20 protein-coding genes, 1 tRNA gene and 1 other RNA gene are annotated in these 19,977 nt (G+C 39.7%); 6 read left to right on the top strand and 16 right to left on the bottom strand.

The genetic code is table 11. The features are described 5' to 3' along the window. The first annotated feature begins 169 nt into the window (after positions 1-169). Positions 170-340: a FeoB-associated Cys-rich membrane protein gene (locus tag HMPREF2983_RS13875; protein ID WP_141757658.1), complete on the top strand. Its 171-nt coding sequence runs from the start codon at positions 170-172 to the stop codon at positions 338-340. 58 nt (positions 341-398) lie between these two features. After that, a tRNA-Cys gene (locus tag HMPREF2983_RS14070) sits at positions 399-469 on the top strand. A 33-nt stretch (positions 470-502) separates the two neighbouring features. Here HMPREF2983_RS14070 and HMPREF2983_RS10715 read toward each other — a convergent pair. The 16 genes from HMPREF2983_RS10715 to HMPREF2983_RS10640 all read right to left on the bottom strand — a co-directional run bounded on the left by HMPREF2983_RS10715 (position 503) and on the right by HMPREF2983_RS10640 (position 14,229). Further along, the gene (locus HMPREF2983_RS10715) at positions 503-940 is read right to left on the bottom strand and encodes a hypothetical protein (RefSeq protein ID WP_070668243.1); all 438 of its coding nucleotides are present in this window, start codon (positions 938-940) and stop codon (positions 503-505) included. Between the two features lie 38 nt (positions 941-978). Further along, an RNA gene (gene rnpB / locus HMPREF2983_RS10710) (RNase P RNA component class A) lies at positions 979-1,387 on the bottom strand. Positions 1,388-1,653: 266 nt separating this feature from the next. Continuing rightward, positions 1,654-2,541, bottom strand: coding sequence for a 4-hydroxy-tetrahydrodipicolinate synthase (gene dapA, locus HMPREF2983_RS10705; RefSeq protein WP_004375154.1), 888 nt, complete (start codon positions 2,539-2,541; stop codon positions 1,654-1,656). Between the two features lie 108 nt (positions 2,542-2,649). Continuing rightward, complete coding sequence (locus HMPREF2983_RS10700; protein WP_070668240.1) at positions 2,650-3,567, bottom strand: DMT family transporter; 918 nt, start codon at positions 3,565-3,567, stop codon at positions 2,650-2,652. Positions 3,568-3,575: 8 nt separating this feature from the next. Continuing rightward, positions 3,576-4,307 carry a tRNA pseudouridine(38-40) synthase TruA gene (truA, locus tag HMPREF2983_RS10695; RefSeq protein WP_070668237.1) on the bottom strand — a complete coding sequence of 244 codons (732 nt, stop codon included), beginning with the start codon at positions 4,305-4,307 and terminating at the stop codon, positions 3,576-3,578. A gap of 4 nt (positions 4,308-4,311) precedes the next feature. Next, positions 4,312-4,761 carry a hypothetical protein gene (locus HMPREF2983_RS10690; protein WP_141757657.1) on the bottom strand — a complete coding sequence of 150 codons (450 nt, stop codon included), beginning with the start codon at positions 4,759-4,761 and terminating at the stop codon, positions 4,312-4,314. Between the two features lie 7 nt (positions 4,762-4,768). Beyond that, complete coding sequence (locus tag HMPREF2983_RS10685; RefSeq protein WP_004376295.1) at positions 4,769-5,131, bottom strand: hypothetical protein; 363 nt, start codon at positions 5,129-5,131, stop codon at positions 4,769-4,771. 50 nt (positions 5,132-5,181) lie between these two features. Further along, positions 5,182-5,721: an RNA polymerase sigma factor gene (locus HMPREF2983_RS10680; RefSeq protein ID WP_070668230.1), complete on the bottom strand. Its 540-nt coding sequence runs from the start codon at positions 5,719-5,721 to the stop codon at positions 5,182-5,184. After that, positions 5,721-7,139, bottom strand: a complete 1,419-nt coding sequence (locus HMPREF2983_RS10675) for a L,D-transpeptidase family protein (RefSeq protein WP_083316810.1) — start codon at positions 7,137-7,139, stop codon at positions 5,721-5,723. Before HMPREF2983_RS10675 ends, HMPREF2983_RS10680 begins: the two co-directional genes overlap by 1 nt. Positions 7,140-7,334: 195 nt before the next feature. Then, positions 7,335-7,646 carry a T9SS type A sorting domain-containing protein gene (locus tag HMPREF2983_RS10670; RefSeq protein ID WP_004375161.1) on the bottom strand — a complete coding sequence of 104 codons (312 nt, stop codon included), beginning with the start codon at positions 7,644-7,646 and terminating at the stop codon, positions 7,335-7,337. Positions 7,647-8,433: 787 nt separating this feature from the next. Further along, positions 8,434-9,348 carry a ribonuclease Z gene (locus HMPREF2983_RS10665; protein ID WP_070668223.1) on the bottom strand — a complete coding sequence of 305 codons (915 nt, stop codon included), beginning with the start codon at positions 9,346-9,348 and terminating at the stop codon, positions 8,434-8,436. A gap of 73 nt (positions 9,349-9,421) precedes the next feature. Further along, entirely contained in the window at positions 9,422-9,982 is a 561-nt protein-coding gene (locus HMPREF2983_RS10660; protein ID WP_070668220.1) for a lipocalin-like domain-containing protein, read from the bottom strand. Positions 9,983-9,992: 10 nt separating this feature from the next. Beyond that, positions 9,993-10,889: a nucleoside triphosphate pyrophosphohydrolase gene (gene mazG, locus HMPREF2983_RS10655; RefSeq protein ID WP_070668217.1), complete on the bottom strand. Its 897-nt coding sequence runs from the start codon at positions 10,887-10,889 to the stop codon at positions 9,993-9,995. A gap of 86 nt (positions 10,890-10,975) precedes the next feature. Then, complete coding sequence (tilS, locus tag HMPREF2983_RS10650) at positions 10,976-12,325, bottom strand: tRNA lysidine(34) synthetase TilS (RefSeq protein ID WP_070668213.1); 1,350 nt, start codon at positions 12,323-12,325, stop codon at positions 10,976-10,978. Beyond that, on the bottom strand, positions 12,315-13,496 hold the full coding sequence (locus HMPREF2983_RS10645; protein WP_070668210.1) for a class I SAM-dependent rRNA methyltransferase: 1,182 nt from the start codon (positions 13,494-13,496) through the stop codon (positions 12,315-12,317). The genes tilS and HMPREF2983_RS10645 overlap by 11 nt, the downstream gene beginning before the upstream one ends. A gap of 61 nt (positions 13,497-13,557) precedes the next feature. Further along, on the bottom strand, positions 13,558-14,229 hold the full coding sequence (locus HMPREF2983_RS10640; protein ID WP_070668281.1) for a 3'-5' exonuclease: 672 nt from the start codon (positions 14,227-14,229) through the stop codon (positions 13,558-13,560). 107 nt (positions 14,230-14,336) lie between these two features. On the opposite strand from HMPREF2983_RS10640, the gene HMPREF2983_RS10635 reads away from it, so the two are divergent. The 4 genes from HMPREF2983_RS10635 (at position 14,337) to HMPREF2983_RS10620 (ending at position 19,968) form a co-directional block, all read left to right on the top strand. Then, positions 14,337-16,835, top strand: coding sequence for an FtsK/SpoIIIE family DNA translocase (locus HMPREF2983_RS10635; protein ID WP_070668207.1), 2,499 nt, complete (start codon positions 14,337-14,339; stop codon positions 16,833-16,835). Positions 16,836-17,249: 414 nt separating this feature from the next. After that, entirely contained in the window at positions 17,250-17,858 is a 609-nt protein-coding gene (locus HMPREF2983_RS10630) for an outer membrane lipoprotein periplasmic chaperone LolA1 (RefSeq protein ID WP_070668204.1), read from the top strand. A gap of 31 nt (positions 17,859-17,889) precedes the next feature. After that, positions 17,890-18,828, top strand: a complete 939-nt coding sequence (locus HMPREF2983_RS10625; RefSeq protein WP_070668201.1) for a hypothetical protein — start codon at positions 17,890-17,892, stop codon at positions 18,826-18,828. A 69-nt stretch (positions 18,829-18,897) separates the two neighbouring features. Further along, positions 18,898-19,968, top strand: a complete 1,071-nt coding sequence (locus HMPREF2983_RS10620; RefSeq protein WP_070668198.1) for a GH25 family lysozyme — start codon at positions 18,898-18,900, stop codon at positions 19,966-19,968. Positions 19,969-19,977: the final 9 nt, after the last annotated feature.

The raw sequence follows: 19,977 nt of genomic DNA, 5'->3' as shown, positions 1-19,977 counted from the left end.
TGACCCATTGAATGAAAATCATTAAAAATGAGGATTGCATATCTAACAGCAAAGAATTATCTTTGCAAACAAATGAATTGATGAATTGATTATTAGAAAACTGGTTGATTATACGGGCAGACTTTATATATGTAAAAAATGTATAATTCTGTCTGTTTATTTTTAATGAATGGGAATACTCATACAATATATTATCATCTTTCTGGTTATAGCTTTGGCAGTTACATTCGCTATAAGAGGCATCTATAAATCTATAAACCAGAATGTTAAGTGCAAAGACTACAAATGTGCAGGCTGTGCATTTTATGATAAATGCAAAAAGGAACGAAAAAAACAGTAGATATATTTGGTCAAATAGTTTTTTTGTTATACCTTTGCAACCGCAAATCAGCAATTATGGCACCTTGGCCGATCGGTTAGGTAACGGTCTGCAAAACCGTGTAGAGCAGTTCGACTCTGCTAGGTGCCTCCTGAAACTTGGGATTATCTATCCCAAGTTTTTTTATTTCAAATGCTTATCTCGGTATGAAAGCACTTGTGTTATATATGCTTCATGGTCCTCATCATACAATTTTGCAAGCCTTTTACGAATGAGAAAGTTCATGAACAGCTTGAGAAGTCCAAAAAGAAGCGCACCCCCTACCCCGCATACAATCGCTGTATATGATCCAAACGGTAATTTCTTTTCAGGGAATAATGAAGCTATAAAAATGGGAATGACGACAAAAATTCCTAACAGTGTCAGCTGAAAGCGTTCACTTCCCATACTGTCAAGAATGGATTGCTTATCAAAGAGATAAGATAACAGCGACTCTTTGGTTACTCCGTAATCTTTCATCTGTGGGAAGTTTTGTGAGTCTCCCCACGTGTTAACAACTCTCAAAATGGATTGTTGTAGGTCATCTACCTTGTAATCAGTCTCGTTTAATGTAAAATTCATATTGAAAGTGATTTGGGGTTATAACGAAAAGAAAAAAAGAAAGCAGCGCCCTGATAAGCCGGGTTCTGTATTCATCACGAAGATGAAGCCCTGTTATTTATCTAATCCATGAGTCACCCCACGGCTTAAGCATTCTACCCTCCGTAGCGGATTCGAAATCCTTCAGGCGGACAACCCTCAGTCTACGGTATACATGAACTTGCAGCCTCCAGATGACACAGCCTGACGATCACCCGTCAGCTGGTGGTCTCTTACACCACCTTCTCACCCTTACCACAAAGAGACTTGACCGGAAAGCCAGTCAGTATCCCAATTTATGGCGGTTGTTTTCTTCTGTCGACACCTACTGTCACCAATAGCTTCTATTTTCGGAAGTGGAGCATCCTATGCTGCCCGGACTTTCCTCTCGCATATGAAATTATGCCAGCAACAGAGCCGGGACACTGCTTTCTGCCTGCAAAGATAAAGGAAAATAAGGGTATGACAAAATAAATAGATAACTTTATTGATCGCAAACTAAAAAGATTGATTGCCTCACGACAACCAATCTTTTCTTTAACCTTAATAATCTAATACCATGAAAAACACAATGCAAAGATAACTATTATTCTGTGTTTCACAAAAGAAATACAGACTTTTTCTTTTGTATTCATGTGTCTTTTAGCGTTTTTAAAGAGAATTTAATTTGTTAACTCTCTTCATTTAAGTTTCTATCAAATTCTTAACTCTTTCAGAATGTCGGCCATCTTCTGCTTTGTTGTTATGGTTGTTGGAACAAGCGGAAGCCGAAGCACATTCTCAATCATCCCCATATCATTCAGCAATGCCTTACAACCTGCAGGATTACCGTCAACGAACAGTAAGGAATAAAGTTCGGTAAACATGTGGTGTATCTTACGTGCCGGCTCATATTCCCCCTTGAACTCAAGACGTATCATGCGGCTGAATTCCCGAGGAAGTGCATTTCCAATCACAGAGATAACACCTGCTGCACCACTCGCTATCATAGAGAATGTCAAGGCATCATCACCACTGATAACATCAAAATGATCAGGTTTATTCTTAATAATCTCATCCACTTGCTCAAGACTTCCACTGGCCTCTTTCACTGCAATGATATTAGAAAAGTCTCTGGCCAACTTTACAGTTGTTTCAGCTTTCATATTAATTCCCGTACGACCAGGAACATTATAGAGGACTATTGGTAACGGACTAACTTCTGCTATCGCTTTGAAATGCTGATAAAGACCTTCCTGAGAAGGTTTGTTATAATATGGACAAATGCTAAGGATACCGTCAATTCCAGTCCAATTTGTAGTCTTAATCTCTTCAACAACCGCAGCAGTATTATTGCCTCCACAATATTTAAGAATTGGAATTCTACCTCTTACAATGTCTTTTATAAATGCCGTAAGCTCATCTTTCTCCTGACCTGTCAGACAAGGAGCCTCTCCTGTTGTAGCTAAAATGCATAGAAAATCAGCGCCGTTAGCCAACTGATATTCCAAAAGACGCTTCAATGATTTGTAGTCAACCTTACCATCTAAGGTGAAAGGTGTTATCAAGGCAATTCCTAAGCCCTTGAAAATATTATGTGCCATGCTATATTGTTTTACGATCAATCTTGTCTACAAAGATACAAGTTTTATATCAAAAAGCAAAGATAATCTGACAAATTAATTCAACAACACACCTTTATCCCACCCTAACTATTTTGAACCTATATACAGGAATATCATACCAAGCAGGACAAGTGCCAAGTCGAATGCTTTAGCTTTGAGATTCTTTTCATGGAAAAATAGTACTCCAAAAAGGAAACTCACCAACACACTGCTTCGACGTATCATGCTGATTATGGATATCATTGCACCAGGTAAGCTTAACGCATAGAAATAAACAAAGTCGGCAACACATAAGAATAAGGAGATTAAAACTACAGTCCAGTCCCAATGAAAAGGTGTTGTGCGTTTTCGAGTAGGCCACCATAGCAGGAGCATCACACTTCCCATCATCCCCATCTGATAGATGTTATACCAGCTTTGAACCATCATCCTGTCTATACCTACACCACCATTCTGCGGACTTGCCATCAGATATTTGTCATAGAGCCCACTAATTGCCCCCAATAGTGCAGCAAACACGAGGAAATATATCCACTTGTTATGCTTGAAATTAATTCCTTCTTTCCTGCCACTCTTACTTAACAGCAAGAAAGACACTACAGCAAGGGCCACACCTATCCATTGCCAGCCATTCAATCGCTCACCAAATACCAACAAAGCTCCAACAAGAACCATCACCGGACGGGTGGCATTAATCGGCCCAACAATTGTCAAAGGCAAATGTTTCATGGCAAAATAGCCGAAAATCCAACTGGACAAGACAATTAAACTCTTTAGAAGAATGAAGCGATGCACTTCCCAACCTCCTTGTGATACAAAGAATATACTGCCTTCTAAAATCCGAGTAAACGAAGACAAAAAGATAAAAGGCAAGAATATTAATGAAGAAAAAACTGTATTCAAAAATAATATCGGGATGACAGCATTGTCATGAAGTGCCTTTTTCTTGAACGAATCATAAAATCCCAACAGTGTTGCTGAAAGGAATGCTAATAGTAACCACATTTTTAAATTCAATATTCTATGTTCTCCAAGAACAAAGCATGACCAGGCATACTCTCTCCTGCATTACTTCGATCACCTTCTTGTAAGATGTAATCCAAATCATCAAGCGAAATATGATGACGTCCCAAAAGAAACAGAGTCCCCACGGTTGCACGCACCATATTTCTTAAAAAGCGATTAGCTGTAATCTCAAAATACCACGAAATAGCAGAAGTCTGCACCCATTTGCATTCTCTTATAGTACACAGTGTGGACTTATTGTCGGCTCCGGTCTTGCAGAATGCTGCAAAATCTGTGTGACTTTTCAGTAGCTCTGCCCCCTGATTCATCAACTGATAATCAAGTTTATAAGGACTTTCATAGGAATAATGACGCAGAAAAGCATCTTTTTGTGTATGAATGTAGTACCGATACGTGCGCCATTTTGCCGAAAAGCGTGCGTGCATATCCGCTTCCACAGGTATCACTTTATTGATAGTAATATCGCGTGGTAACAGCCTATTAAGTCTATACCTCAGCTGTTCTTCTTCTATACTTTTAGGAAAATCAAAATGGGCAACCATCATTCGGGCATGTACTCCCGTGTCAGTACGCCCGGCTCCAACAATCTCTATCTCTTGTCGAAGAAGTTTGGAAAGAGCTTCCTGAAGCTTCTCCTGCACAGAAATACCATTAGGTTGAATTTGCCATCCGTGATAAGCTGAGCCATCATAGCTGAGATAAATGAAATATCTTTGCATTTATTTAGTTTTTCGGACCTTCTAAAACCTGCTTGAAAGCTTGACGATGAAAGCGCTCTTCTGCCTTAATCACTTTCATCACCTTACCTGCAGGAACAACCTTCAAAAGCTTTGCATGATAACGCTGTTGCAATTCTTTCATTTCCAAATCAATTTCATCCAATCGTTTAATCGCTTTATATGACGCTTCATCATCATTGGTATCAACGTGCCGATACATACGCATTTCATCAAAACATCCTCTTAACTTGCGGTGCATCTCACGATAAAGTGGGAAGAACTTACTGGCTTCAGCGGGTGTAAAACCTGCAGCTGTCGATACGTATTGCTCCATTTTCATTTCAAAGGCTTTTGGATCGAACTTCGGACGCCCTCTATCTGGAACTTGAGCCACAAGTTGTATTGCCGTAAAAAGCATGACAACAAGGGGTAATAATATTCTTTTCATTTCCATTCTACATTTAATTATCAGAAAGTGTTGCATAGTAATCTTCATTATCCATCATTGCATAATCTGCTATTTGGTCGAATAATTTATCTCCATTATAGTGTTGTTCTGCCACAGGTGCCTCTATAGAATTCTCAGCTGTCAAGAAACTATTAATGCCCAACACAGAAAATACTGCTACAAAGCAGGCTACTGCCGTATAGCGGAACAATCGAACAAACTTCTTAGAACGGAAAGTTAATACTCGTTTTGTGTCATTTGAGTCTGACAGACTGTTCATTAGGCGGGCACTGAAATCCTCAAAATAACCATCGGGGACGGTAAAAGGCCTGCTCTTTCCAAACTTTTCTAAAAGTTCCTGCTCGTATTTTTCCATATCATTAAATTCCTTTTCTTATCCTTTTGACGTAAAGTGTTTACCAAAGTTTAATCACGCAGCTTTAAAAAATCACAGATTTTTTTCACTGCCAAGTGGTAACTTGCTTTCAAAGCTCCTTCGCTTGTTCCTAAAACTTGACTCATCTCGTTATATTTCATTTCGTCAAAGTAACGCAGATTAAAGACTGTTCGCTGTACTTCAGGCAATGTTGCGATTGCCTCCTGCAACAGTGCTTGTGTTGCATCGCCATCAAAATAGTCATCAGCCAATAGTTTTATTGCCACGCCACCATATTCATCTGTGCTTATTTTATCTTTCTTGGAGCGGAGAAAATCCAGACTTTCGTTGATAGCAATACGATTAATCCATGTAGAAAACTGGGCACGCATTTGGAACTTGTCCATATTACTCCACACCTTTATAAACGTATTCTGCAAGATATCATTTGCATCTTCATGCGCTATGACAATGCGCCTGATACGCCAATATAGCGGCTCGCGATAGTGCTCCACCAATTGAGAAAAGGCATGATATTTAGTTTTTTCGTTCCTCAATGCCTCCAAAATCTCTTTTTCATTGTATTCCATCACTTTACACCAAAGCTTTTGAGGACATCGAATATAACCTTATCATAGCCATATACATCACTGAAATACTGCAACTTGCCATTCACATCAGGGTAAATTGTGAAATAGGTGATGAAGATAGGTATCTGTGGTTCCACCTTCAGGGAACTGATCAACATGGAGCGCTGCAAAGTATCTGGCTTTTGTTTCTTTATCATTTTCTTTTCTTCTTCAGGCAGCACAGTACTTTCCCCACCTATTTCTGCAGTCATGGAATAATGAAGTTTACGGATTAAACTCTCGTTTTTGTCTTTCAACAAGAATACAGCCAGCTCAAAAGGACGCTCTACACGTATGCAACCATGACTCACTCCCCGATTCTCTTGAGAGAAAACGTTATGCCGATTGGTGTCATGTAGAAACACGCTGAACGAATTATTGAACCGAAAGATAATCCTTCCCAATGAATTACCGATGCCACCTTTCTGTATCACAAGATAATCTTTGCTGTGAAACATGTCTTGCGTTATTCGATCAAATGGTACTTTCTGTCCTGTTTTACGATCTCTGACAAAGTAACGATGACTATCGAAATATTGTCTGTCACCAAAGTGGTTTGCTATGTTTTTCTCTGTAATGCTACGTGGAATTACCCATTGCGGGTTGATATCCATGCGCATAATACGGCTTGTCAAGAGCGGTGTTTTCGTTTCAGTTGTTCCATATCCTATTTTCATCTCCAACACCTCTCTTCCGTTTACAGCACGCAAATGGAAAGAAGGAATGTTGACAAGCACATATTTTTCATGCTTGCTTGGCTCATCATAGTATCTCCAGCGACAACGTTCCATATTGCATAATATCCTACTTCGCATCATCTTGTCAGTTGTAACAGCTAACAAGCTTTTCAGTTGGCTATACAATTCACTTTTAGGTTGTATCTCATGAAGAAAACTCCCCACGCTGTCATGGGCGATTTTAGCCAATGCTTCCTTGCAGAATTGCTTTCCCACAGTCTTCATTGGAATATCGAAAAGGCCACGATAGCTTACCCGAACGGTGTCTCTTTCATTTCTGTCAAGCTTATTCAACAAGCGCGAAGGATTGACTAAACCAAAACTTTGCACGATAGTATAGCGCAGATAAGCTTTCGTCAGATTGTATTCCAAACGGCCCAGAACCTTGTTTATAGCATGCTCTCCCTTATCAAAATCCAACAAATGGAACCTTCTCAAGTCTGCTTCTATTTGGGAAACTCTGAATCTACTCTTACTAAATCCCAATTCATCTACCCTTTGCAGATAGGCAAGTAAAGTGTCAGCCTGATGATTAACCCCTTGACGACTCACCCAAATGAATTCACCACCATGGAGATAATAACTTTTTGCACGACCATCAACGCCTGTAGTTTCTGTATCGGACAGAGCCACTTGTTCCAAATAATGATGAATGCGGTGTGAATTTAATGCGTAGTCGGATGTGTTTAATGCCTCAAATTCTGACAGTTGAAGATGCAGATTAGGATTTCTTGACCTATTACTACAAGAACTGAAGAATGCTACAACTAAAAGCAAAAACAAGAATATGCGATACATTGAGTTATCCGTTATGAACAAAACTGATTTTAGGGAATATCAATGTATTGAAACTTTTCTGACAGTTCTACCCACCTTTACGATATAACAGCCCTTGGCCAAGTTCAAATCGAAACGCTTGTCGTTGCTATCCACCCGAAGCGTCATGACACAGACTCCTGCAACATTATAGATATAAAGCACCTGACCGGCGCCCCCTGTAACGCGTAATGTTGTCTGACTAATCGTAATTTCAATCTCATGAGCACCGGGAATGTCCATTGCATTCATATTCTCCGTAGCACCAAACGCTACAGGAGACACCCAAAAGAAAATCGCAAAGAAAAATATTTTAAGTAGAGATTTTGCCATAAACGATTACAATTCTTCAATTGTTACTGAAACCTTTATTTGTGTACAAAGTTATGGATTTTATTGTAATCCTAAAACAAATTTAACAATAATTAAAGGCATTTTCCTGAAAACATCCTTACGGATGACTGTCTATCTTAATCGTACAAAACTCTCTCTTTGCGGTGAAGTGATTTAACAAGGCACAAAACTAAAGAAGATACTTGCAATACAAAAAAAGGACAAATAAAGCTAAACATTTCTTCCTTTCTGTAAATATTACTGCTCATTTTTAACATTTCAAAGGGACACCAAATAGAAACACGAGTCGCTTTTCAGCGCATGTGTAAAGTCTCTTTATAGCTTCAATACCTTCATTTCCTCTCCTTTGATTTACAACTTCAGGCATTATGCGTTGCAACTTGAGTCAAAACATACTCTCATTTGCATCAAAACATACGATGAAATGGTACAAATCACGACTTAATTCAATACAAATCACATCGCTTTTTATTGTGATTTTGCCTTGTAATTCTCCTTAAGTTTTATAACAATCTGATAGTCAAGAAATTGTGAAGAGCTAAAAAATAAGCATTATTGAAAGCTTAGGATGCTTTCATTTCAAATCTGTGAATATTATAAAGTCATTTGTAAATAAATTTAGCAAAATTCAAAATGTAGTGTAAAATTTGGAACTATACATTGCCATATGGCTGATTATGTTAAATTCAAGATAAAGAAATAGCCGATAGGGCAATAATAGTTCATCTCTAAGATGTGTTTTCTTTTCTTTTTAAATCACCACCTATCAAACGTTAAACACAAGTCCTTCATTTGTTAACCAACTGTTTTTGAAAACAGCTTTGGCTTCATCAAGAAGACATCTGTCATCATCATAGCGGGCACTGAAATGCCCTAACAATAACTTCCCTACATGAGCATCACGCGCCACCGTCGCTGCCTGGCGTGCTGTGGAATGCCAATATAACTGGGCACGCGATGCATTATCTTCTGCATAGGTGCTTTCGTGATAAAGCGTATCTACACCAGTTATCAACTCATGAAGCGTGGGGATATAGCGCGTATCACTACAATAAGCATAGGCTCTTGACGGATCAGCAGGAGTTGTCAGCCTTTCATTGGGAATAATCACGCCCTCAGGTGTTGTCCAATCCATGCCTGCCCGGATGTTATTCAATTGGCTCAAAGGCACTTCATAACAATCAATCATCTCGCGATTTATATGTCGCAATTTTGGTTTCTCCCTGAACAAGAAACCACATGTTGGGGTTCTGTGTTCAAGAGGAATTGTTTCTACCGTCAGACTTCGGTCTTCATAAATCACGATTTTCCGGGTTGTATCAATGGGATGAAACTTGACATCAAATCCCAACCCTTTGCAAAAGAAGTCCAATTGGATTTGCAGAATTGGGCCTAATGCTTCCGGTGCATACACATGAAAGGGGGCAGTGCGCCCCAACATCCCGAAAGTGCTGATCATACCAATCAATCCAAAACAATGATCTCCATGCAAATGAGATATAAAAACAGCCTGCAACTTCGTGAAACGTATTTTATTTCGCCTGAGTTGCATTTGCGTTCCCTCACCACAATCAACCATAAAAAGCTTCTCTCTGATTTCAACAACCTGTGAGGAAGCATAGTGACTGAGAGTCGGCAAAGCCGATCCACAGCCGAGAATGTGGATTTTAAATGGTTCCATAGCGTAGCTTTTCGAGTATTATATAATGGGGCCTAAACTTAATATCCATGCACATATTGCGTAGATATGGGCCTTACTTTACCCTCTTAAAGGCAAAGATGCCCTCTTTGTTCTCGATATAAAGCGAGTCTGCCCCCAAATTATCTATCATGAAAGTATCCTTATTCAGCAATAATTTGCCATTACAGATCTTCCAAACTGTCCATGGATTTGTCTCAGCCTTTACATTGCTCTTGATCTGTCCGCCCTCAAGTATCTCGAAATTCCTGTCTATGCTAACCCATTTCCCAAGCAAAGTAGTCAAGTTAATCACACGCTGTGCAAAGCGTTCACCATCAACTTCATGACCGATAACCGCCAGACGGTCGCCTGACAAAAGACCACCTAAAATAACGGTAGAGTCTCTTCCGTCATCCAATGCAGTATATTCAAGCGTGTCACCTAAGTCAGTAATCAATTCAATATTATGCATTGATGTGTTTTCTCCACATACACCATAAACGGTAGTATCTGCAAAACCAACATCTTCCATACTATCTTTCATCCCTACATTCGATGCGCTTTGCCTATGTCTACATGCGACTATACTCATCATGCTCAGCAAGATTACGCCGAAATAAAATAACTTTTTCATATACTTTAGTTTATATATTGTTTTCTATAGTCTTTGCTTCATTCCACAGTTTATCCATCTCTTCTATAGTCATATCTATCAGTTGCTTATGCTTTTCCTTTGCTTTTCGTTCCACATAAGCAAAGCGATGGATAAACTTCTGATTGGTTCGTTCCAATGCATTATCAGGATTGAGGTGATATAGGCGGGCTGCATTGATAATGCTGAAAAGGAAATCTCCCAATTCTCCGATAGACTTATCTTTGTCTTCTTTCTTCAATTCCACTTCAAGTTCGCCAAGTTCTTCGCGTACTTTGTCCCACACATCTTCCTTTTGCTTCCAATCAAAGCCCACATTTCGTGCCTTGTCCTGTATTCTGTATGCCTTGATGAGAGATGGTAACGACTCAGGAACCCCTGAAAGAACCGTCTTGTTTCCACCACGCTCCTGTTGTTTGCGCTGCTCCCATGTAGTGGAAACCTCTGAAGCTGTCATCGGTTTAGTTGCGTTTTCCTTTTGTTCTTCGTCCTTATAGACGACCTGTCCTTGCGGATTAATTACCATATCGGGATTCGTTACAGTCCAATTTCCACCTTGGTTCCAATCAATGAAATCATGTCTGAACATTAGTTTATCTGCCTGTGCATTGCAGACATCAGCAATGTCGAAGTCTCCTGTCTCTTGCCCTAACATGGCATAAAAGACTACATGTTCCATAACATCGCCCAACTCCTTACAAATTTCCTCCTGATTGCCTTTTATCAGTGCGTCACATAATTCATATACCTCTTCAATTGTATTTGGACGCAGACTTTCATACGTCTGTTTTCTATCCCAAGGGCACTCTTTTCTAAGTCTGTCCTGTATATCAAGCAAACGTCCAAACGCCTGCATTTTCTCTTCTCTTGTATGACTTTGCTTCTCCATGCCACAAATTTAGACAAAAAATCCAATATATCAAATTACAACGAAATAATTCTATAGAATTGAGCATTCACGTGCTATTGCAAATGTCATTCATTCATAAGAGCCAGAGTCAGCACTCCCTTTGTTTGCCTTGTAACACCAAAATGGTTGTCAATTCTTCGTCCGACAATCCATAGTATCTTTCCTTTAGCATCTTCAATAACGATTTGTCGTTGTTTATCTACTAATGACAGCTTCAGGTCAGTCAAGTAATCACTGACCAATTTACTACCTGCCATACCAAAAGGATGAAATCTGTCTCCTTGCCGTGCATAACGGATTATCAAAGGGAAAAACACCTTTTCGGCATCTATAGTTATTTTATCAGGGTCGTGACTTGGCTTGAATTCAGGGGTTATAACATGTGATGTGATATTAAATTTAACTTTATCATCCCAAACGTAGCACCCTGTTTCCGGCACTTTTAAAACCTTATTTGACGCATCCAAAAGCGGGGCTATAACAAGCGTTCCTCTATCAATAACGGCTTCATGCGTATTCGATAACCACTTTTTCCCTGTCGGTGCATCAAGTGAGTATGCCATATTCTCAATCTGAACAGATGAAAACGAAAAATTCTTCAGAATGGTATATAGTGTCTGCTCCGGAGAAATTTCACGTTCTAATTTGTCTATATCCACAACATATCGGTCAGCCTTACGAACTAAAGTCACCCTCTCAACACTCTCTTGCAAGGCATTATCAAACACTTTTGCTGCATCATTCAAATGTTTAGCAGTTAAAGTTATACTTTCTGATACCGAAGGATTTATCTCACGCAACAATGGTAATACTTTCAATCTTATCTTATTACGTTTGATATCTGCAATAAGATTGCTGCTATCAGTGATAAAAGTCTGCTGAATAGAAGAAAGATAATTCTCTATATCATTGCGTGTCATTGACAATAAAGGACGTATGACATGACCGTTCTTTGGCTTAATTCCTTGCAAACCGTGAATGCCGGTGCCACGTATTAAATTTAACAATACAGTTTCAACTGTGTCATCCTGATGATGTGCCACAAGTATAGCGTCAGCACAGATATCCTTTCTTAACTGTTCAAAATATTGATAACGCAGTTCACGTGCAGCCATTTCAATACTGATATGATGAAGTTCTGCATACTCTCTTGTATCAAAATGAACTCGATGAAATGGGACTTTTTGTGAGTTACACAGTTCTTCACAGAAGTGTTCATCACGTTCTGACTCTTCACCTCGTAATTGAAAATTACAATGAATGACTGCAATATGATAGCCAAGTTCAATCATTACCCGAAGTAGGGCAACACTATCACAGCCCCCGCTCAAGGCAACAAGATAGAAACCTTCAGGCTTCAGCAGAAGGTTTCTATCTATGAACAACTTAATTCTACGAGCAAAACTACTCAACATATAAAACTAAACCTTTCAGATATTCCCCCTCCGGATGATAGATGTTGATAGGATGATCTGCCGGTTGATGCAGCTGATGAAGTATCCTAACCTTGCGACCTGCCTGTGCTGCTGCTGTAAATACAGCATTACGAAAATGTTCTTTCGATACAACTTGTGAACAACTGAAAGTAAACAAAATACCACCGTGCTTAATACGTTGCAGACCTTTTACATTCAAACGTGTATAACCTTTCAATGCATTGCGTAAAGCTGCACGATGTTTGGCAAAAGCCGGTGGATCAAGAATTATCAAATCATACTTGTTATCATTATTATCCAAGTATTTGAAAGCATCCTCACAAAATGCTTCATGACGCAAATCATCTGGAAAATTCAAGGCTATATTTCGGTTTGTCAGTTCAACAGCCTTTGCACTGCTATCCACAGAATGAACTAATTTGGCTTGACCTCGCATGGCATATACAGAGAACCCACCTGTATAACAAAACATGTTCAGCACGCTTTTCCCTTTTGCATAATGCTCTAAAAGGTTTCGATTTTCCCGTTGGTCAACAAAGAAACCGGTCTTTTGACCACGAAGCCAGTCTACATGGAACTTCAGGCCATTCTCTATAGCAATATCATTATCCGTTCCACCATACATGAAACCATTCTCTTGTCCAAGTTCTGCTTTGAAGGGAAGTGTTGTCTCGCTTTTATAATAAACATTCTTAATACGCTCCCCCATTACTTTAATCAGTGCCCGGCAGATTTCTTCACGGCACACATGCATACCTACACTGTGCGCTTGCATGACTGCAGTTTCGCCATAACAATCAATTACTAAGCCTGGAAGATAGTCTCCTTCGCCATGTACCAAACGATAAGTATTATTCACATTATTATCTGCAATCCCAACATTTTGGCGCATTTTCAAAGCACTACTCAGTCGATCGCACCAGAAATCATAACTGATTTCCACCTTTGAAAACGTCAATACACGTATAGCAATCGACCCAATTTGATAATGTCCAACCGCAATAAACTCATTTGAAGCCGTGAATATATTGACAAGTTCCCCCTCCTCTATATTATCATCCATATGATGAATTGCCCCTGAAAAAATCCAAGGATGAAAACGATTCAATGATTCCTCTTTCCCTTTTTTAAGATAGATTGACTTATACATAAGTATTTTAGAATTTCAATTGATTAATAAAGCCTCTAAACGAGCTATTATCACCATTTCATTATGCTAATTTAGCCATTGCTTTTTCTGTTGGAGTCCCCTCTGACCTGTTGGGTTCTACAGGTACAACAAGTTTATACTCCTTGGTTTTATACAGCCGCCTGATTTCTTCATATAGTTTTATACATGTCCAGGCATCCGTCGCTGCATATTGCTTTTGCTTGTCAGTAAGCACTCCAGCTTCCCAGTTTGTAAGACGCTGACGCTTGCTAATCTTCTGATGAAAGATATTGGCATAGAGTTTTTGAAGACTTAAATCTTTTATTCCTATCTTTCCAACGATATCCTGTAAATCAATAAAATAACCAGGTTCAAACTCTGAACGACGATGAAGAGAAAGGATATCATCATGCCATGACAATCCAATTTTTGGAACGGTTCTGTCTTCCAAGAGTCTGATTACCGATGCTGGCATTCCTATATCATTAAGTCTGAAGAGAAAACATGTGTCACGTGAAGCCACTTGAAGCAAGGCTACTTTGTGCTGTTCACCTTTATGAAAGGTAGGTCTTGTCTCGGTATCAACGCCCAAAATATCACATGACAGCAGATAGTCAACAGCTTTATCTGCATCGGCCTCACTGATAACAGTTATGATTCTTCCTGGAAATTGAGCCGCAGGAAGGGCAGTTATCAGTCTCTTATCGAACTTACTATATATTGTTTTCTTCATCATTAAATACATAACTCTAATTTGCAAAATTAGAAAAAAGTTATGAAAAGAACGCCATTTCTCGGATTTTTACGTTAATTTTGCAGGAAATACAATACAATAAGAACATGGCAAGAAAAAAATCTGACCGCAAACCTAAGAACTTGGGCGAGGCAGTCGGCTTCCGTAATATATTCAGCAACGAAAAAACAGACTTTCTTTTAGGATTAATACTCCTTCTCATTGCAATCTTTGTCATCATTGCAATGGTTTCTTTCTTTTCCACAGGACAAGGTGACCAAAGCCTGCTTGAAGGGTTAAGACCAGGAGAATGGGTAAACACTAATCATTCGTTTACAAATTATTGCGGTTCCATCGGGGCTATCATGGCCTATTTCTTCATAGCTGTCAACTTTGGAATCCCTGCTTTTATCATGCCAGCTTTCATCATTTTAGTTGGTTTAAAACTGATGAAAATCTATACCATAAACCTTTGGAAATGGTTTTTCGGCATGATGCTGACAATGATTTGGTGTTCTATAACCTTTGCAAAATTCCTTTCCCCCATTATGGGTAATCTCTTTTTTAACCCTGGTGGAGAACATGGACTGTTTTGTGTTCAGCATTTGGAAAACATTGTTGGTGCACCAGGATTAATTGGTATACTTCTCTTTACTGCACTTTCCTTCCTTACATATCTAAGTGCAGAGACTATTAACGTCATCAGAAAAGCGATGAATCCGGTGAAATATCTCACCTCAAAGGTAAAATTCTCCGTTACAAATCATGAGTCCCAGACGACGGAAACACCCCAGGAAGATATATCAGAAGACATTACCGATGAAGCTATTGAGGATGAGCCAACAATTGAAGAGGGTTTACCAAATGATATCCCTGCACCAGTTCTTGACTTCACCAACTACGATAATGTTGACAATTCAGCACACACTTCTACAGCAACTTCTCCTGTAGTAAATCTTTCTCCCAAGGCAGAGACTCCTCTAAACGCTACAGAGGGCAACGACAACAAACTGACTGTAGAGGTAGCAAAGAATGAAGAAAAAGCCGGAAGTGATGTAGTTAACATTGAAGAAATCCTCAATACTCCTATCGATCCGCTTGAACCTTTCACGAAATATAAGAAGCCTACGCTTGATCTTCTCAAGAAATATGACGACGGAGACAAGCCAAATGTCGACATGGATGAAATCAAAGCTAACAACGCACGCATTGTAGAAGTGCTCAATAGTTTCGGTGTATCTATCCGTGAAATCAAGGCTACTGTAGGCCCAACAATTACACTTTACGAAATAACCCCTGCTGAAGGCGTACGCATTTCCAAAATCCGAAACCTTGAAGATGATATAGCTTTGAGTCTCTCTGCACTTGGCATCCGAATTATTGCACCTATCCCAGGAAAAGGAACTATTGGTATCGAGGTGCCAAATAAGAGGCCGCAGATAGTTTCAATGGAGAGTATTCTGAACTCAAAGAAATTCAAAGAGACAAAGATGGAGCTTCCGCTGGCTCTTGGAAAGACCATTACCAACGAGGTATTCATGGTTGATTTGGCTAAAATCCCACACTTGCTTGTTGCCGGTGCAACGGGACAAGGAAAGTCTGTCGGCTTGAATGCTATCATCACTTCATTATTATATAAGAAGCATCCAAATGAACTGAAGTTCGTTCTTGTTGATCCAAAGAAGGTAGAATTCAGTGTTTACCACAAGATTTCAGACCATTTCATGGCCTGTCTGCCAGAGAACGATGAAGAACCTATTATCACCGATGTAACCAAAGTCGTCAGAACACTCAACAGTCTCTGTGCACTCATGGATCATCGCTATGATCTGTTGAAGGTTGCCGGTGCAAAGAACATCAAAGAATACAATGCAAAATATGTCAATCACAAGTTAGATTTGACGAAAGGTCACGACTATATGCCTTATATTGTTGTCATTATTGATGAGTTCGGCGACTTAATCATGACTGCAGGTAAAGAAATTGAGCTCCCAATTGCACGTATTGCACAGCTTGCCCGAGCCGTAGGTATTCACATGGTAATTGCTACACAGCGACCAACTACAAAGATTATCACCGGTAATATCAAGGCTAACTTCCCGGGAAGAATGGCATTCCGAGTGAGTTCACAGATTGATTCACGCACCATTCTCGACCGTTCAGGAGCCAATCAGCTTGTAGGACGTGGTGACCTTCTGTTTCTTAACGGCAACGAACCCGTTCGCGTACAGTGTGCTTTCGTTGATACGCCGGAGATTGAACGCATCAACGACTACATCATGGAAGAGCCGGGTCCCGTTGAACCAATGGAACTTCCCGAACCCATTGATGACAACAGTGGTGGCGGTATAGGCAGTGGCAGTGCTGACATGTCCACACTTGACCCCTATTTTGAGGAGGCCGCCCATGCAATTGTACTTTCACAGCAAGGCTCCACCAGTATGATACAGCGCCGTTTCTCTATTGGTTACAACCGTGCAGGCCGCTTGATGGACCAACTCGAGCAAGTAGGTATCGTGGGGGCTGCACAAGGAAGCAAGCCACGCGAAGTGCTTATTCAAGACGAAAACCAGTTGAACAGCCTTCTGCTTCAGCTCCGTAGCTAAGAATATTCATTGAAAAGTAATTAAAGAATACAGTTGCATAAGAATTCATTAGAGTCCGGTGCAGCTGTATTTTGTTTAAGATGCTTCTGTCAACTACGTTGTCATAAAATATAAGTACAGCCAAACAAGCTTTCAATTTGCGTCAAATCATCACGCATTTTGACGCAGATTACAGCGTAACTTGATGCAAGTTGCATCATGATTTGACGCAAGTTACAAACACATCTGCAAGTAGTTGATTATCAATGAAAATGATATGCGACAAGTAAAAGAGTCTCTATCTTTCACCATATTCATGTAATTGCGACATCATCTCTTTAACACCTTTAACATCTTTCTTATTTAATAACAGGCTAACTCTATTGAAGTTCAGATAAATTATTTATCTTTGCAGGGAATTAAAAAACAAGAAATATGATGAAAAAGATTATCCTTCTCTCGTGTATGATATTAACTTCATTCTGTTGTATGGCACAGAATTCGGAGCAAGCAATGAAGATACTTGATAAGACGGCTACCGTAATTGGCCGTAACGGAGGTGCAAGTGCCAACTTTTCTATCCGTGGAAATGCCCTCGGAGCAACCAATGGCACTATCGCTATCAAAGGAAACAAGTTCTATGCACATACCCCAGAGGCCACAGTTTGGTTTAATGGAAAGACGCAGTGGACTTACATGAAAGCTACCAATGAGGTAAATGTAACCACACCAAACGAGGCTAAGCAAGTTCAGATGAATCCTTACAAGTTCATAACAATCTATAAAAGCGGTTATAATCTGAGTATGAAGATTCAAGGAAGTGCCTATCATGTGCACATGACGGCACAGAACAAGAAGCGTAGTATTCAGGAACTATACATCACGATTGGCAAAAACCATATTCCTTCTCAAGTTAAAATGCGACAGGGGGAGAACTGGACTACAATCAATATAAGTAACTTCAAGGCAAAGGATCAAAGCGATGCGATTTTCAATTTCAAAGCCAAAGACTTCCCAAAAGCCGAGATTATAGATTTGAGATAATATCACTTTTGGTGCAGAATATTGTTTTCTGATGAAAAAGAGAAAGCTTATTGGGGTGCTTGCTGCTATTTCAGTGGTGCTGATTTCATGGTGCACTTATCGTCTATGGCCAGATGATACTGCATATGCAAGGCAAGCACTCACGCAGATAGACCTTAAACGATATTACCAAATCAGCGATGAAATGGGGAATAATCTCTTTTTTTCAACCATTAGTACAGACACCTTATTAAATGGAATGGCATGGAAAGTCAAAGATATTCACCCTATTCATAAACACACTGATGGCTTTTGGATAAATCAAAATTGGCTCTATCCATCATGCAGAGGCCGTATCGTTACAGCCATTGCAGACACTATGAATCTGCTGGTATCTGTAATCAAACCTGCACAACTTATCGTTCATCAGTTGAAAGCCTGTCAATATGAGCTCAACAGCCTGAAACAACAGCAACATGAACTGAGATACTATCTGCGGGTGCATGGTGTTCAAGACATAGGATACGATATAGTGGCCAAGTATGCAACAAAGATCCATATGCGAAGGGATACATTAGAGAAGGCGATAGCCCTGCTCCAACGATTTAACAGGAATGGAAAAATAAGTATCCATCGTGCAGATGAGTATACAGCTACCTATAAAAACACAAAAGGGAAAACTGAAAAGAAACACTGCTCTGCCCTTGCTAAAGACAAGCATAACAGCATATTGCTCCTCGAAACAGAGGACAGGAAGACACCTCATGGCGTAAATGCAATTACCATTGTGCCATGGAAAATCACAAAAATGCTTGATGCCATGGCCATTACATCACGCTTTTCAAGCCCTTGTCCTGCTGAATTTGCACGACCGGGAAGTATGATTTTCGTTCCAACTTATATGAATAAAGGGCGTTTTGCAGGCATAAAACTGCAGAATGGCTATCATGATAGTGAACAAATTAGAGAACTTTTTCATTTAGGAAAATAAGATTTGAACAGGATATATCAAATAGGAATTTTATCTGTTATTGCTCTTTGCTTTGCTTCTTGTGGTGAAATGAGCATTGACAAGAAACTCAATTATGGCATTGTAAAAAGAGGAAGCACCATATATCAAGGCTATGTGATAGATGGAAAGCGACAAGGAAATGGAAAAATGCGCGATTCCATCGGGAATATCTATGAGGGAACTTGGAGAAATGACACGCTTATAAGTGGCACTTGTACTGACAGTATAGGAAATCGTTATATTGGTTTCTTCAATCAAGATGCACAACCGCAGGGCTATGGTGTCTATCAATCAAAAGATGGAACATACTATGAAGGAAACTGGATAAATGGAAAACGTGACGGTTTTGGAGTGGCTATAGCTGCCAATAACGAACTGAAAGTGGGCGAATGGCACCATGGTCACTTTCATGGAGAACGCTTGAACTACACCAATAACCGTATTTATGGCATTGATATCTCTAAGTATCAGCACGTCATTGGAAAGAAACATTATGGTATTAAATGGCATCAACTGCGCATTGTTGGCCTGGGGAAAATCAGTAAGAAAAAGGTAACAGGGCGCATTGACTATCCAATCAGTTTCATTTATCTGAAGAGTACCGAGGGAAAAAGCCTGCAAAACCCTTATTACAAAAAGGACTATCGCGATGCAAAAGCCGTAGGTTTCAAGGTTGGCAGCTATCACTTCTTTACCACAAAGACGCCGGCTGCACAGCAAGCACACAACTTTTTGAAAAATTCAGCCGTTAAAAAGGGAGACTTTCCACCTGTTCTTGACGTCGAGCCCCTACCCTCACAAATACATAGAATGGGAGGAACAAAAGCACTTTTCAAAGCAGTGAGGACATGGCTCCACATTGTAGAGAAAGCAACGGGACGCAGACCTATTCTTTATATCAGCCAGATTTTCGTTAATCGTTACCTTCCAGAAGCTCCTGATCTCAAAGCCAAATATCGGGTTTGGATTGCACGTTACGGAGAATATAAGCCTGATGTAAAGCTGGTTTATTGGCAACTGTCACCTGATGGAAGAGTAAAAGGCATCCATGGTCTTGTAGACATTAACGTGTTTAATGGGTATCAAAATGAGTTTGATAAGTTTTGTAATGAGCTGTGATAAAGCATT

Source organism: Prevotella sp. HMSC077E09 (assembly GCF_001814685.1).
Lineage (GTDB): Bacteria > Bacteroidota > Bacteroidia > Bacteroidales > Bacteroidaceae > Prevotella > Prevotella oris.
Note: the sequence above shows the minus strand (reverse complement) of the source record. Positions and strands in the feature narration are given on the sequence as shown.

Excerpts from the sequence above, each read along its gene's own strand:
- HMPREF2983_RS13875 (WP_141757658.1), top strand. The coding sequence starts at position 170 with ATGGGAATACTCATACAATATATTATCATCTTTCTGGTTATAGCTTTG.
- HMPREF2983_RS10715 (WP_070668243.1), bottom strand. The coding sequence starts at position 940 with ATGAATTTTACATTAAACGAGACTGATTACAAGGTAGATGACCTACAA.
- dapA (WP_004375154.1), bottom strand. The coding sequence starts at position 2,541 with ATGGCACATAATATTTTCAAGGGCTTAGGAATTGCCTTGATAACACCT.
- HMPREF2983_RS10700 (WP_070668240.1), bottom strand. The coding sequence starts at position 3,567 with ATGTGGTTACTATTAGCATTCCTTTCAGCAACACTGTTGGGATTTTAT.
- truA (WP_070668237.1), bottom strand. The coding sequence starts at position 4,307 with ATGCAAAGATATTTCATTTATCTCAGCTATGATGGCTCAGCTTATCAC.
- HMPREF2983_RS10690 (WP_141757657.1), bottom strand. The coding sequence starts at position 4,761 with ATGGAAATGAAAAGAATATTATTACCCCTTGTTGTCATGCTTTTTACG.
- HMPREF2983_RS10685 (WP_004376295.1), bottom strand. The coding sequence starts at position 5,131 with ATGGAAAAATACGAGCAGGAACTTTTAGAAAAGTTTGGAAAGAGCAGG.
- HMPREF2983_RS10680 (WP_070668230.1), bottom strand. The coding sequence starts at position 5,721 with ATGGAATACAATGAAAAAGAGATTTTGGAGGCATTGAGGAACGAAAAA.
- HMPREF2983_RS10670 (WP_004375161.1), bottom strand. The coding sequence starts at position 7,646 with ATGGCAAAATCTCTACTTAAAATATTTTTCTTTGCGATTTTCTTTTGG.
- HMPREF2983_RS10665 (WP_070668223.1), bottom strand. The coding sequence starts at position 9,348 with ATGGAACCATTTAAAATCCACATTCTCGGCTGTGGATCGGCTTTGCCG.
- HMPREF2983_RS10660 (WP_070668220.1), bottom strand. The coding sequence starts at position 9,982 with ATGAAAAAGTTATTTTATTTCGGCGTAATCTTGCTGAGCATGATGAGT.
- mazG (WP_070668217.1), bottom strand. The coding sequence starts at position 10,889 with ATGGAGAAGCAAAGTCATACAAGAGAAGAGAAAATGCAGGCGTTTGGA.
- tilS (WP_070668213.1), bottom strand. The coding sequence starts at position 12,325 with ATGTTGAGTAGTTTTGCTCGTAGAATTAAGTTGTTCATAGATAGAAAC.
- HMPREF2983_RS10645 (WP_070668210.1), bottom strand. The coding sequence starts at position 13,496 with ATGTATAAGTCAATCTATCTTAAAAAAGGGAAAGAGGAATCATTGAAT.
- HMPREF2983_RS10640 (WP_070668281.1), bottom strand. The coding sequence starts at position 14,229 with ATGAAGAAAACAATATATAGTAAGTTCGATAAGAGACTGATAACTGCC.
- HMPREF2983_RS10635 (WP_070668207.1), top strand. The coding sequence starts at position 14,337 with ATGGCAAGAAAAAAATCTGACCGCAAACCTAAGAACTTGGGCGAGGCA.
- HMPREF2983_RS10630 (WP_070668204.1), top strand. The coding sequence starts at position 17,250 with ATGATGAAAAAGATTATCCTTCTCTCGTGTATGATATTAACTTCATTC.
- HMPREF2983_RS10625 (WP_070668201.1), top strand. The coding sequence starts at position 17,890 with ATGAAAAAGAGAAAGCTTATTGGGGTGCTTGCTGCTATTTCAGTGGTG.
- HMPREF2983_RS10620 (WP_070668198.1), top strand. The coding sequence starts at position 18,898 with ATGAGCATTGACAAGAAACTCAATTATGGCATTGTAAAAAGAGGAAGC.